The organism is Flammeovirga agarivorans (assembly GCF_012641475.1).
GTDB classification, from domain to species: Bacteria; Bacteroidota; Bacteroidia; order Cytophagales; family Flammeovirgaceae; genus Flammeovirga; species Flammeovirga agarivorans.
Genome location: NZ_JABAIL010000009.1, coordinates 142,696 through 157,600, shown reverse-complemented (window position 1 = coordinate 157,600; position 14,905 = coordinate 142,696). Strand labels below are relative to the sequence as shown.

General features: G+C 34.9%; 11 protein-coding genes. 5 read left to right on the top strand and 6 right to left on the bottom strand.

Annotated elements, in window-relative coordinates; all coding sequences use genetic code 11:
- Nucleotides 1-255: 255 nt before the first annotated feature.
- Nucleotides 256-1,971, bottom strand: coding sequence for a hypothetical protein (locus HGP29_RS22895; RefSeq protein ID WP_168884780.1), 1,716 nt, complete (start codon nucleotides 1,969-1,971; stop codon nucleotides 256-258).
- A 263-nt stretch (nucleotides 1,972-2,234) separates the two neighbouring features.
- On the opposite strand from HGP29_RS22895, the gene HGP29_RS22890 reads away from it, so the two are divergent.
- The 5 genes from HGP29_RS22890 to HGP29_RS22870 all read left to right on the top strand — a co-directional run bounded on the left by HGP29_RS22890 (nucleotide 2,235) and on the right by HGP29_RS22870 (nucleotide 4,487).
- Complete coding sequence (locus tag HGP29_RS22890; RefSeq protein ID WP_168884779.1) at nucleotides 2,235-2,714, top strand: nuclear transport factor 2 family protein; 480 nt, start codon at nucleotides 2,235-2,237, stop codon at nucleotides 2,712-2,714.
- A gap of 65 nt (nucleotides 2,715-2,779) precedes the next feature.
- The gene (locus HGP29_RS22885; protein ID WP_168884778.1) at nucleotides 2,780-3,172 is read left to right on the top strand and encodes a winged helix-turn-helix transcriptional regulator; all 393 of its coding nucleotides are present in this window, start codon (nucleotides 2,780-2,782) and stop codon (nucleotides 3,170-3,172) included.
- Nucleotides 3,173-3,260: 88 nt separating this feature from the next.
- A complete protein-coding gene (locus HGP29_RS22880; protein WP_168884777.1) occupies nucleotides 3,261-3,629 on the top strand; it encodes a nuclear transport factor 2 family protein in 369 nt (122 codons plus the stop codon).
- Between the two features lie 65 nt (nucleotides 3,630-3,694).
- Nucleotides 3,695-3,889: a hypothetical protein gene (locus HGP29_RS22875; protein WP_168884776.1), complete on the top strand. Its 195-nt coding sequence runs from the start codon at nucleotides 3,695-3,697 to the stop codon at nucleotides 3,887-3,889.
- 16 nt (nucleotides 3,890-3,905) lie between these two features.
- On the top strand, nucleotides 3,906-4,487 hold the full coding sequence (locus HGP29_RS22870) for a uracil-DNA glycosylase family protein (protein WP_168884775.1): 582 nt from the start codon (nucleotides 3,906-3,908) through the stop codon (nucleotides 4,485-4,487).
- A gap of 134 nt (nucleotides 4,488-4,621) precedes the next feature.
- Here HGP29_RS22870 and HGP29_RS22865 read toward each other — a convergent pair whose 3' ends face one another.
- The 5 genes from HGP29_RS22865 to HGP29_RS22845 all read right to left on the bottom strand — a co-directional run bounded on the left by HGP29_RS22865 (nucleotide 4,622) and on the right by HGP29_RS22845 (nucleotide 14,750).
- The gene (locus HGP29_RS22865; RefSeq protein ID WP_168884774.1) at nucleotides 4,622-7,414 is read right to left on the bottom strand and encodes a triple tyrosine motif-containing protein; all 2,793 of its coding nucleotides are present in this window, start codon (nucleotides 7,412-7,414) and stop codon (nucleotides 4,622-4,624) included.
- Nucleotides 7,415-7,644: 230 nt separating this feature from the next.
- Nucleotides 7,645-8,973, bottom strand: coding sequence for a glucoamylase family protein (locus HGP29_RS22860; protein WP_235958337.1), 1,329 nt, complete (start codon nucleotides 8,971-8,973; stop codon nucleotides 7,645-7,647).
- Entirely contained in the window at nucleotides 8,973-10,124 is a 1,152-nt protein-coding gene (locus tag HGP29_RS22855) for a LamG-like jellyroll fold domain-containing protein (RefSeq protein ID WP_168884773.1), read from the bottom strand. The genes HGP29_RS22860 and HGP29_RS22855 overlap by 1 nt, the downstream gene beginning before the upstream one ends.
- Before the next feature lie 131 nt (nucleotides 10,125-10,255).
- Nucleotides 10,256-11,776 (bottom strand): RagB/SusD family nutrient uptake outer membrane protein, encoded by a 1,521-nt coding sequence (locus tag HGP29_RS22850; protein ID WP_168884772.1) that lies wholly within the window; start codon nucleotides 11,774-11,776, stop codon nucleotides 10,256-10,258.
- 10 nt (nucleotides 11,777-11,786) lie between these two features.
- The gene (locus HGP29_RS22845; RefSeq protein WP_168884771.1) at nucleotides 11,787-14,750 is read right to left on the bottom strand and encodes a SusC/RagA family TonB-linked outer membrane protein; all 2,964 of its coding nucleotides are present in this window, start codon (nucleotides 14,748-14,750) and stop codon (nucleotides 11,787-11,789) included.
- Between the last annotated feature and the right edge of the window lie 155 nt (nucleotides 14,751-14,905).

Here is a 14,905-nt window from a genome sequence, read left to right as displayed (position 1 = left end):
ATCATATATCTAATATTACCTTTGTGTTAACTTAAATAATTTTTAAAAATCAGTAAATTAATTTAACACTATTCTTTAGTAATATTATTTATCAATGATATAATTTTTATAGAATTAGTTAAGTATAGTTTTACTAATACAGCTGCTGAAAACAAGTAGGATTTCAATTAGGAACTAAGAAATATAGTTTTACATCAACCATAAAAAACCTCACCTCTCAAGAAAATAATTCTAAAAGAGATGAGGTTGCTTTATTTATTTCAATTCGACTTTCATAGTACCACCGATTCCATTAAAAATCAAGTTCCCTTCTTTGTCATATTGAATCAGTGCATATGCACCATTACCATAAGATGTTTTTCCAAAATTCACTTCATGAACTTGCATTCCTGTATTCCAATCAAAACCTAAAATCTCCCATCCTTTTTCTGGGTCATAAGTATTGACCAATACAATATTTGAAGTGGAACTTACTGATGGAACCATACTTGTTGATGCAATGGTAGCATTCGACCATTGACGTGTCCATTTGTTTTCTTTAGTATCCCACTCAAATTTCTCGATACCTTTACCCGCTTCTACAATCGGACCAACAGCCAATACATTAAAGATCAAATCATTTACTCTATTTATTGGATCAAAATCTCTTAATCCACCTGCATTAGGAGCAATGTTATTTACAACGAAGGCACCATACCCCAAAGTTGCTACAGACTGTTCCGACTGAATAAACTCAGGAGATGATTCTCCATAGCCACAATTCACTTCAATAGCATCTGCCAATTGTTTTCCATTGTCCTGGCGTTCTCTCCAAAAAGCCGTAAGATTCATTTTATTTGCTCCATCCGTAATTACAACCAGTTGATCTTCATCCTCACCAAATCCCATTAAAGTCGGTGTTGATCCAGTACCTGTTCCATATTTTATCGTCGGCGTCAACTCTCCTGTTTTATAAGGAACAGACCATGCTCCATCTTCTGACCTAGTTGAGAATGAATTACCGTTCCAAATAATTTTGTTCATCATTACTCCACTTGCCAAGTAAATAGCATTTTCTTCATCCATAGCAAATGAGTTAGAGATAAACTCAGGACTTGTATTGCCTTTTGGAGGATAAGTACTATAAAAAGCTTCAATTGGTAAAGCTAAATTATCTTTTATTTCAGTAAGATTATTGTCTAGTGCAATTAAACCGAAAATAGTACCCACAATGATTGTTCCGTCATAAGCAATTTGGGCTCCGGTAATTCCACCTGGTACCAATTTCATATCTATATATTTTGCCAGTTCCTGAGGTATAGCCATTTGGTCTTTTACATTCATAACACTTACTTCATCTACTGTCTCTCCTGTAAATCTAAGTTTATGAATGTGCCCGGATGCTGTAAAATATAGGTTACCATCTTTGTCGACGAAGGCATAGATACTATTGCCCGTAAGCATTCTTAATGTTGGGTTCTGAAGCTTTGTTGGTGCCCAATTTTTATCATAGTCTTTCGCTAATGATGCACTATCAGAATATGATCTACCAATCACAGCTTCCAATTTTTCATCACTAATTTCAGGAACCTTTGGTAGTTGATATGCCGCTACTTTCTTCCAATCGCCCTTACGACCATCGATATAAATGATTTTATCAGTTGACAAAGCCCACCAAAAACCATCCTCTTTCGCCTTTAATGTGATAATATTCACAGGACCTGCTGTTATACTTTTTGCAGTTAAAGGATCCACTTTAAAAACGCCTTTTTTTATTGGTGCTTCAAAGTTGTCAGATTGTGCCATATCAAAATGAGTCGTAGCCATCTTATCTGATACTAACCATGGATTTATTTTGGGTTGAGAAATCTCTTTTTTTTCGGAATAATGCCTGTCTATCTGTTTTTGTTTACTTGCATTTGTTGTTGTACATGCTGTAAAAGCAGCACATCCTAAAGCCGTAATTATAATTCGGTAGATCTTATATTTCATTTGTTGAATAGTCTGTTTTTCTATTGATATCAGAGAAAACGTTGAGGATGATCTACTGACTATCAAAATCCTATAACAGTTTTTTAAATTCTGCTTATTGATGATATAAATGCATCTTAAGACAAATCGTGGTGTAATTCCTATCGAATTTATAGTTAAATGAAAATAAAAACCCATTTCACTTGCATTTTACAAGTATTATTCAATACATTTGTTTACTTGCATTTTGCAAGTGTATGAAATTACTCTAAAATTTATAACTTATGGAAACTCTTCAAATCAACTTAGATCACTTAAAAAAAGAGCATTGGTCCAACGTAGAACTTGAAAATGCTACTATTGTCGTTGACTTTATTCAGAACATCATGAATAACCATGACTTTGACTATGTCAGAAAAACCTATGGGGGTAACCCGTATAAACAACACAACCAAAGTATGACAGATGGACTAGACGGTGTATTGGATGTTGTCTCAGATTTTGCTAAGCAATATCCAGATTATCAATACGACGTTAAGCATATCTATGTAGATGGTGATCATGTTACGGTTCATTCTCATGCTACCAACAACAAAAAACATAGAGGAAACCCCAAAAAAGGGTTAAATATCATTGATGTGTGGAAAGTTCAAAATGGGAAAATTGTAGAACATTGGGATGCTGTTCAGCCCATCAACGGGTTCCTCCGTTTTCTCTTTTGGATGATTGGAGGAAAGTTCAGAAATGCCAATACTTATTTTTAAAGTAGGATACTTCTTACAAAGCTTTTAGATTGCAAGCATTAATTCATTTCAAAATAGAACAATATATGAGGTCTGAATGTCCTATAAGTTTTGCGTTAGATTTTTTTGGTGATAAATGGACTTTATTGATCATTAGAGATATGATTTTTGATCAAAAAAGATTCTATAAAGACTTTCAAAATTCAGGTGAGAAAATCGCTACCAATATTCTTTCTGATCGATTAAAGAAGTTGGAACAAAATGGTGTGATCCGCTCTGAAGTTTATGCACTGAAGAAAACCCAGAAAGAATATTTTCTAACGGAAAAAGGAAAAAGCCTGCTGCCCGTTCTATTAGATATGATGGTTTGGTCTTTTGACTACAATAATGAGTTAAATGTTACAGCAGAGTTTATTCAAAAAGTAAAAAATAGTCGCGAGGAAGTAATTCAATATTTTGAAGAAAAATTAAGTGAATAAATTCATTATTTATCCACTCAAATATATTGAAGAAATAGGTTAAAAAGGTTATATTCAAAACATATTGATAACATCCAAAACTTAACTTATGACTATTCAAGAAATTGCTAACCGCTTGGTAGAACTTTGTAGAAAAGGCGACTTCGAAACGGCTCATGCTGAGCTATTTGCTGATGACTGTGTAAGTATCGAACCCGATGGTGCTCCCGTAAAAGAAGTAAGAGGAAAAGAAGGCCTCGCAGCAAAAGGAAAACAATTTATGGAGATGATGGAACCTCACAGTTATGAAATATCTGATCCTGTAGTTGCCGATGATTACTTCTCTTGTTCAGTAATGATGGATGCTACATTTAAGCCTACGGGTCAACGCTCTCAAAGTAGCGAAATCGCATTATATGAAGTAAAAAATGGAAAGATTGTCCGAGAGGAATTCTTCTATATCCCCAATCAAGGATAATATTATTTATCAATACGCTATACATTATACCTGTATAGCGTTTTCACTTTAACCTAAAACTAAGAATGAAAAAAGGAAGAATTGTCACAATAATACTAGCCATTACGGTTATCATCGGACAACTTACTGTTGTCGATTACTCCAATTTAAGTTGGAAAAATAATATGGGTAGCTTCCTAGGTATCCTTTCTATGATCCTCCTAATTTTAAGTACAATTTTTTCGATATACAAGACGCAAAACAAGCAAGAACCTCTTTAACCAATTGAAAAATAATATGGACTCTGCCCAACTTTTATTAGAAGAGATCATTAACTCAGATATATGTAAAGGTTGTTCCCCTCCAGATGCTAAACCTCTATTAAATTTTTCATCAAAGTCTAAGATATTAATTATTGGACAAGCTCCTGGAATTAAAGCCATAGAATCGGGTATTCCATGGAATGATGCAAGTGGAAGAAGACTTAGAGAATGGATGGAAATTTCTGATGAGGATTTTTACGATAAAGAGAAAGTGGCAATTGTTCCAATGGATTTTTGTTTTCCCGGAAAAGGAAAATCCGGTGATCTGCCCCCACGACCTATTTGTGCTAAACAATGGATGGGGAAGATCATGAAAGAATTACAAAATATTGAACTGACACTTTTAATTGGCCAATATGCCCAAAAGTATTTCTTAGCTGAGCGAAGACAAGATACCTTGACATCAACTGTCAGAAATTGGAAAAGTTACTATCCACAGTATTTCGTTATGCCACACCCCTCTCCCAGAAATAATATATGGCTTAAGAAGAACGACTGGTTTGAAATAGAATTACTTCCTGTATTAAAAAGTGAAGTGAAAAGAATATGTAAATGATGATTATTTATTGTAATACTATTATAATAATAAAGTATCAACCTCTTGTTTTAAAAGTCAAAATTTGCGTAATAACTAAAACTATAAATACATTTTTTTCATTTGTAGTTAGATTAATTTCGATAGAGTACTTGTTAAAACTGATTTATATAATCATACAAATTCGTCCCTTTTTCTAAGTTCATTTTCTTTCTTAACCTATACCTCTTCAAATCAACACTTTTTGGGGTAATATTAAAAATAGGTGCAAGTTCTTTTGTTGAAAGATTGATTCTGATATAGGCACATAATTTCAGATCTTCCTTCGTAAGTGCAGGGTGCGTATTTTTTAAGTCAGAAAAGAAGTTTTGATGCATTTTTCTAAAAGTGGACTCGAAAGTAAGCCAGTCTTTTTTATCATCAAACTCAGTGGTAAGGATATGATCAAGTTTGCGAATTACTTGACTCTTATTGACCGAGTCAAAATGCTTGGCGTTATCTACTTGATGCTTTAGTTGTTGGATAACGTCTTTGTTTTTAGAGCTTTGAACGAGCAACTCTGATAAACTTTCGTTCTTATCTTTCAGTTCTTTTTGAAGTTCATTGGCTTGAAGGATAGCAATTCTTTTTTCGTTGAGATCTCTTTGAGAGTTAAGATCTTCTCTCTTTTTCAAAAGAAGAGCCATTTTTTCTTTTCTCAACATTAAACGATAATACTTATGGAGACTCCATACAGATAATAAAAATGCTAAAACATATACTGTTAGCATTAAGTTGGAAAAATAGAATGGTCTATCTATTTCGAACTTATAATGGGAGATTTTATTAGAAGCAGTGTCTTTTACTTCAAAGGTGAACTTACCATAAGGAAGGTTTTGGTAAGCGATTTCGTTCCTTTCTCCTATCTCCACCCAATTACTGTCATAGCCTATCAGACGAACAGCATAATTCGATTTTTCATAGTAATTCTTGGAGCTAAATTGGAATTCAACTGAGTTGTAATCAAAAGGTATTTTATCTACAATATTACTGAGTTGTTCTTGATTTCTATGGTACCAAAAGGTGACTTTTCTAATGTCAGGTTGATACTGTTTAAAATTATAGTTTTCGATGGCTGGCGTTGAGAATAAACCTGCCCCTTGGGTAAAAGTGATCAAGAAATTATCCTTGATATTAATGATATTTTCGTAATTGTAGATTTGATTATTACCTAGTTCTGCAATTGATTTTCGTACATGAATAAAATGTTCTTCTTTGGCATCATAAAGCATCAATTGTCCTTCTATTTTCATTACGGAAACATCATCAATAGGATGAGAAATGAAAGTCAAGCCTTTTAAATCTATATTGGCAGGTAAGTTATTTTTAAAAGTGACAATGGTGTCATTAGTGGTTAAGAGTTTGTTATCTCCTAAATCAAAAAGCCTGTACTTATAACTATTAGCCAATGATTTTTGTGTAGAAAGGTTTTCAATAAATTTGAGCGAACTCAGGTCTTTTGATAGTTTTATTTTATAGATATTTTTCCAAGAATCTGTCAGTAAGAGCGTACCATCATTGAGTTCAATAATATCTCTGGTCAATGAATTGATCTTTTTTATGGTATGACTGTATTCCCACTGATCATGTCTCTTTTTCCAGATATTCAAACCATAATACGAGGTTTGAAACATAATATCTTGATGTAATCGACTTTTCAAGAAGGTATAACCTCCTCCAGTATTATATACTTTTTTGAAGGTCTCTCCCACTTCAAAAATCCCTTCATTATGTCCACAAAACAATTGATTATCTGCAACAAACAAGTTCCAAACTTGCCCTTTTGAATAAGGAAAAAGTTGTAGTTTAAGAATGGGAGCATTAATAGAGTCTGAGCTAAAATAAAGTCCTTGGTTTGTGCCTATGTATAATGTTCCTTTATGAATTACCACATCATAAACCGGCCCTATTTCCGCTAAGGGATCATTAATAAAACGGACCGGATATTTTAAGTTTACATTGGTAACACCTTCTTCACTACCCACCCAAAGTAATCCATCGTAATAATGCAATGCATGAACTCTGTTGCTAGGTAACCCATTCTTGGAATTGATATAATAATCTATCACTCCTGTATTGATATTTCCAATAATAATCCCCTTATCCAATGTTCCGAAAGCAAAACCGCCTTTATCATCAATAGGTAGAGCAACGTTTAATCTTGCTTCTCTTAGAAAGATTGAAATCTTATTTTCGTAAGGGATAAAGTCTTTACCATCCCATAGAAATAAACCATTTTTATACGTTCCAATCAATAGTCCTTTCTCTACTTCATGAATAAATTTCACCATCCAATGGTTAAGTGCTGGATGAGTTATATTATCCACTTCTATCAAATCCTTTGTAATATTAATATGATTATAAAGTACCTGATAATAGAACGTAGTTTCTGTTTTTGACTTGAAAGCAAAGGAAATATTACCTTCGGTAAGACTTTTACGGGTAAGATCTTTTGTGTCGAGGTCGTAGATATAGAATGTATTAAAGGATTGAAAAACAATCTTGTTACCGATCTGAATGGCTTTCCATATTTCATCATGAAAAGATTTTTCAGGCATCAATGACTTGAATTTGAAAACTCCATTTTTCTTTTCAAATACACCTATAGTATTCATCCCTCCTGCAAAGATTTTATCTTCGTGAATCAATAAACACCTTAATGGTTCACTAGTGGGAAAAAGATTCCAACTTTCACCATCAAATTCTAATAAACCTAAAGTATTGGCAGTATAAATCAGACCATCATCAGATTGTGTGATATTCCAATTTTGGCTTTCAGCATTATAATCTGATTTGCTATAATTGGTGATTTTTGTTGATGTAAATAACTCTATGGTTTCTTGTGTAAAACCAAATTGAGATAGAAGTAAAAAAAAGGTGAGAAGTATTTTAAATCTTAGTAGCATCATTCATAAAAAAGTACAGTGAAGTTAAGATTTTTTTAATATCAAATCCACCTTATGTCACCTTATGTAATACACACTTATGAAAAAACACTTTATATCATACAACTTTTACACTTAATGCTTTAGACGGCATTTTTTAGAAGCATCTTTTGGTAGGAAAAGTAGTTCATGGTGTACGTGAGATGTAAACTATTGTATCTCAAGTACACCATAAAAACCACTTTCTTTCATGTCTAATTCACCGAAGTGAAGGACCAGTTTAAGGTTTCAATTCCTCTTTGTATATCTTTATCCATCATAAAATACTTCCAAAGGACACCTGATCGATAATTTTCAATCATAGTGATGATAGGACCTTGATCAATAGCTAAGTAAGATTCTGCATACCAATCACCTTGCGAAAGATTATAAGCATCTTTGAATCCATATTCTCCCCATAATTTAGGTTGTTCCTCGTAGAAATAACGCATTGCGGCCAACGATTCTTCTGGTGTATAAACAATCGAAGATAGAGCGGCAGTAGGTGTAATAGTACCATTGTCTAAATTTTGTGATGGTTCATGTGCCATATATCCTTCAAATGGATCATCACTAGCCGTTAAGCCCCATGCGTTTTCTCCGTAATAAGGGAACTTCACTTGCTGTTCAATACACCAACGGCGGTTTTCTAAGGTACGTTCTTTAAATAATTCAAAGTAACTTTTACTTGTCGTTCCATCTGTGAAATGAGGTTCTAAACCAATGTATGAATAATGTACCCAAAATAGTGGTTTTGCTGTATCTACCGTAAGACTTTGTTCGTATCTGTGCTCTCCATTTTTAAAACATGTTTCATACGTAGATGCAGGAACTGGATACGTTGGAGAAGCGACTGCTAAAAGATGTGTGATTTGGGTTTCCTCAAACCCATAAAGAGGCATATTCATTTGGAAATCATATTGTGGAGACCAGTGCCAATACAATTTATCTGTTCCGTTTCTATACCACTCCCAATCTACCCCTTCCCAGAGTGCTGTGGCTAATGTTCGTAGTTTTATTTCTGTTTCATTATCACCATCAAAATAGTTTCTTGAAGTGATAATTCCCTCAATTAAGAAGGCAGTTTCTACCAAATCACCTCCATCATCTTTTTGAGAGAAAGGCTTTACTTTACCTGTTGAACCATGGTACCAGTGTGGAAATGCTCCGTGGAATCGATCTGCATTTTCCAAAAACTCATACATCTTCACTAAGCGTTGAGCGGCTTCTGCTTTTGTAATATAACCTCTTTCAACCCCCACAATTATAGCCATAATACCAAAACCTGTTCCTCCAGTTGTTACGATTTCATCATCACCATTACTTCTCTCTCTTGATAAAGCAGATACAGGATGTCCATAATCCCAGAAATATTTAAAGGTTGTTTCCTGCACTTTATCCATTAACTCTTCATCGGTTAATGATACTTTTTCCTCTTCATCATCATAGATTGGTAATTCAGGAGAAATTTTTACAGTTTCTGAACAACACATCAATGAAAATAATAATAATGTTAGAATGGTTTTAAAGTTAGTATACTGCATTATAAATAAGGATTATAGTTTGATTCGTAATTATAGAATGTCTTTACTTCTTCGTCTGTCATGGCTTCTTTGAAGATTCTGAAGTCATCAATTCCTCCATTAAACGACTCTTGTAAATTGGTGTTATCGTTCTCTACTTGAGCACCGATAATGAGGTTTGAGCCAACTCCTGCATTAAAATGAACAGGACCTAACGCTTCAATCTCATCTACTTTTTCACCGTTATAGTATACCTTTCTCACTAAGCCATCTACGGTTATTGTGATGTTGGTCCATTGTTCAAATTCAATTTCATCTGTAAAGAAATCAACCGCACCCCAATTTGAAGTTTCATGGAAGTACATGTTTTTGATACGGCCATCACTCTCTCTTTTCATACTGAATCCTTCCCAACGTTGCATAGAGTAAATCCATCCTACATTCGATAAATCTGTTGGGCGTACCCAAACTGAAACCGTCATATTACCTGGATTGAGGTTTTCATGATAGGAAATAATCGCTGCCGTCCCTGTTTCTATTGCATCTGAGCCATTGAAAGCACTGTTTGTATTTCCAAATCTATCGTTTGTAAAACTTGTATTGTGGTCTTCTACTTCATACAAATTGTCATCTTCCTCCACAGAGTTATTAAAGGATAAGCCCATCACTTTTCTTTCAAAAACGGATTTTAATGAAACGTTAGAAGTGATAAATACTGATGGATTTGAAATAAGATAATTGGCTTCATCATTTCCTTTCACCAACCAGCTGTATTCTGTGTTTTCTTCTAAATCAGTGATCACAAAGAAAGCATCTTGAAGACCACTCACTAAAGGTTCTTCGGGCATTTCTTCAGAAGATTTCCATAAGAATATTTCATAAGTCAGGTCTATTTTCTCTGCAGTCCAAGTTAGCTGTACTTCTTTGTCAAACGTTAGATGTGCTTGTGCATTAGAAGGGGAAACTAATTGAATACCTTCAATAGGTTCAGGCTCCACATCAGTTGTATCTTCAACTTCATCTGTTGGAGGTAAAATAGGTTCTGACTCCACATTAATTGTATCTCTTGCATCATCTGTTGGAGGTGAAGTAAGGGTTTTTACTTGATCTGGATTTAATCCACAACTAGTAGCAAAGGCTATGATCAATAAAAATAAGAAGTGCTGTTTCATAATATTTCTTTTTTGGAGCGTACACCATGCTTTGTATCATGGGAAACCATTCAGTTTCCATATTAAACTGAGGTGTTATAATTGTCTACCCATCTTTTTAACAATGGTGTACGCTAGTTTAAATATCTTTATTAGTAATTCGGATTTTGCTTCAAAATGTCGCTTCCTACAGCATTAATTTCAGCTTGTGGAATGGGATAGACCTTATTTTTAGCAACATCAAAAACGTTATCACCATTCTCAACTAACTTGCTTTTGGCGTAACCTGGAGACACATCATCCATCCTCATCAAGTCAAAATACCTATGCTGTTCCATGGCTAATTCGACACGTCTTTCATTCCAAATAGCTTCTCTTAATTGTACTTGATCAGACACTGTTACATCCGGTAAAACATTTAAACCTGTACGGGCTCTAGCTCTAACACTGTTCAAGTAACCTAAGGCCTTTGACGAATTACCTAAGGCATTAGATGCTTCTGCCGCTACAAGGATTATATCTGAATATCTCAACAATCTAATGTTCATTGGGCTATTGTTATTCCCTCCATTATGTGAAGGAGAATAAACCTTATAACTATAGAATTCGTTAATGGGGTCTGAATTATCTCCGAATATTCCATCTTCTGGTCTTGGCATTACTTCACCGTCATACAATGTTTGACCTGCTGTGATGATTGTGGCATCATAACGAGGATCATTGGCTTCAAATGCATCTCTAAGTGATTTTGATGGAATATTAAAACCCCAACCCTTATTCAATACATTCGAACGGATACCCTGAATTTCAGTGAATTGACTACTCCCTCCACCTTGTTGGAAATCATGCGTTTGCACCTCAAAAATAGACTCAGAGCAGTTTTCACCTTCCAATCTAAAGATCTCAGCAAAGTTCGGGTACAAGCTATACTCTCCTGACTGAATTAAAGCTTCCGCCGCGTTCAATGACTTTTGGTAATCTTCATTTGAACCTGAAAATGATGCTTGGAAAAGGTATACTTTTGCCAATAATGCTTGTGCTGTACCTTTAGTCACACGACCAAGTTCAGATAAATCATATTGTGATTTTGTGGGCAGAATTTCCACTGCTTCTTCCAAATCCTTGATGATAAAAGCATATGTTTCCTCTTTTGTCGAACGTGATACTTTGTACTCTTCTGGGTTTAATAAACGATCCACAATAGGCATACCTCCATACGCTCTTACTAAGTTGAAGTAGAAAAATGCTCTAAGACATTTCGCTTCAGCAATATATCTTGCTTTCAAGTTTTCATCAAACTCACCCTCAGGAACATTAATAATTACTTGGTTAGTACGATTGATTGCTTGATAATGCTCATTGTAATACCCTTGGATGGTACCGTTGTTGGGTAAATATGAAGCATTATTCAATTCAATCATATCATAACTGTCCGTTGATGTTGATCCTTTATCGGCATCATCAGAAGCAATATCTACTAACCCTATTGGGCCCCAAGCAGTTGTATTCCAACCTCTCAAACTTTCGTAAATCGCATTTGTAGCTTTTAAGGCTCCATCTTGAGTTTTAAAATAATCCGCAGATGTTTCCTGTCCTTGAGGTGTTTTTTCTAATAGGTTTGAACAAGAACCTAAAAGTAAAAGTGTAATGGTATATAAGAATAATTTTTTCATTTCAGTACAATTAGAAGTTCACGTTAATACCTAATGTGTAAGTAGCAGTCAATGGATAAGTATTGAAATCAATTCCTGCATTAAGTGGTGAATTTGAAATGATTTCTGAACTATACGACTGATAAGGTTGGTATAAATAAATATTGGATGCGGCTGCAAAAATTCTACATTTTTCAATGAATATTTTATTGGTCACATGCTCTGGCAAAGTATACCCTAAAGTGATATTTGCTAGTTTAAGGTAAGACCCGTCTTCAATAAAGCGATCTGATACTTCATAGTTTACACCTCCATTGGTTACTCTTGGCTCGCTGTTGCTTGTGCCTTCTCCTGTCCATCTTTCTAGGAAAGACTCTTCGAAGTTAGTCGTACCCCAACGTACTGCTTTTTTTGCATTGTAGATTTGATTGCCTGATTGTCCTTGGAATAAGGCTGACAAGTCAAAGTTTTTATAAGCAATCCCTAAGTTAATACCATAAATTAAGCTTGGTATTGGACTTCCGATAAACGTTTTATCATTCTCGTCAATCACACCATCACCGTTGATATCCTGATATATAATATCACCTGGCTGTGCTCCTGGCAATGATGGCATGTTATCAATCTGTTCTTGATTTTGGAATACACCATTTGTTTTATAGCCATAGAATGAACCAATTGCTTGACCTGGTGTAGTCAAAGAAACTTGCTGACCATTACCTAAATCACCTCCATAGATAAAAGGGTTGTTAGGGTCTAATGCGATTACCTCATTGTGAATTGTAGATACATTGGCTCCGATATTATATTGTACTTTTCCGATTTTATGATTCCATTGGATACTTAAATCAATACCTTTATTCAAGATTTCACCAATATTAGAAGGCACAGCACCTTTTGATCCTACTAAACCAGGAGGAGTAATATAAACCAACATGTCTTTTGTCATTTTGTGATAGTAATCTGCATCTATCGTTAATTTATCGCCCCAGAAACCTACTTCTATACCAATATCTAATTGTTCTACAGTTTCCCAACGAAGGTTAGCATTGGCCATATTAATTACAGTACCACCCGGTTGGAATGTTTGATCAGAACCAAAAACGGGATTTAAGTTATTATTGATTAATGAATACTTACTGTAATCCCCAATCTTGTCATTACCAATTCTACCCCAACTCGCTCTTAGTTTCATGTTGTTGATCAAATCACTAGATTTCAAGAAGTTTTCTTCCGAAATTCTCCAACCTAAAGCCAATGATGGGAAGACACCAAACTTATTGTCTTTTCCGAAACGAGAAGAACCATCCGCTCTAAATGAGGCTGTTGCAAGGTACTTATTATCGAATGTATAATTCACTCTACCAAGGAAAGACAAATAGGAGTTTGAGGCCCCTTCTTGAATAATATTTCTACTGTCTACCAATCCAGTACCCAAGTACCACATATTGCTGTTATTAGGTACTCCATTTTCTGAACCTTCCCACTTTTGCATTGTATTATTTTGAGTGGTAATACCTGCTACAGCATTGATGCTATGCTTACCGATCTGCTTCATAAAGCTCATCGTGTTTTCCCAGAGTAGTGCATTGAATACGTTTTCTTCTTGCGACAATCTACTTACATCATTGAATTGCTTACCACTTACGAAGAATACAGGAGTATATCTCGTTCCTTTGTTTGTCGCTCGATCTACACCTAAGCTTGTTTTGAAAATTAAGCCTTTAGTGATTTTATAGTCCAAAAAGAAGTTACCTACCAAACGGTCTCCACTACTGAAGTCGTTTTTGTAATAAGAAGAAGCGATAGGGTTACCAATATCATTATTATTAGAAGTACCAAAGTAACCATTCTGATCGTAGACCGGCATTGTTGGGTCTGCTTTATAGGCATCTCCTAAATCCACACCTTCATTCGTACTGTTGTAAGTAGAGTAAGCGATATTATGACCTACTTTTACTTTCTTCGCTAATTTGTACGTATTGTTGATTCTTAAGTTGAAACGGTCGTAACCTGATCCTTCTACAACACCTAACTGATTGAAATACCCTGCCGTGATATTGTACATCATGTTATATGATCCACCTGAAACACCCACTTGGTAATTTTGGATTGGTGCGTTTCGTGTTGCTTCATCAATCCAATTTGTACCGTTGTCCATGTTCCTGATTTGTTCTTGTGTGTAAATCAAGTCTGAACCTTGGTTGTTCATGATCTCGTTTTGAAGCATAGCATACTTTTGTGCATTTACCATATTGGGTCGCGCCGCTACTTGTTGCATACCTACATAAGAGCCCAAAGTCACTTTTGCCTTTCCTTTCGAACCTTGTTTTGTTGAGATAATGACCACACCATTGGCACCTCTTGAGCCATAAATTGCCGTTGCTGAGGCATCTTTCAAGACTTCCATTGATTCGATATCATTAGAACTCAAGAAGTTGATATCATCCAAAAGCATTCCATCCACAACATACAGCGGGCTCGAATTACCTGTGGTGCCGACCCCCCTGATCTGTACCTTCGGTGAACTACCTGGTGTGTTACCTGAAGTAATCTGAACACCTGATATTTTACCTTGTAAAGATTGTAAAGGGTTTGAAGCTGGAATTTTCTCCACATCTTCACTCTTCACACTCGATACGGCACCTGTTAGATCACTCTTTTTCATGACACCATAACCGATAACCACCACTTCTTCAAGTTGTTCCATGTCTTCATTCAAGAACACTTGAATAGGTGAAAAACTAGAGATTACTCTTGTCTCCGTTACATAACCAATAGAGGAGACTTGAATGGAATCGTTGAGTTGAATTCCATCGATTTTAAAATTTCCTTCGAAGTCAGTAATTGACCCTTTTTGAGTTCCAATAATTTGGATTGTAGCTCCGATTACGCCATCTCCTGTACTATTTTTCACCTTTCCAGAAAGTGTATTTTGGGCGTACAGAGATATACAAGAAATACTAAAAAATAGTGTTAGTAATAACTTTTTCATAGTCATTTTATTAAGATAATAATAGTTATTGCAGTAACTTCATTCTTGAGTTCTAACTTTACATGCAACACTTTTATAGCATATTTTCGAGAGAGAAAATTGAATCAATATGCTGATATGATGATTTAAAACTTTCCTTGGTCTATTATTAATTT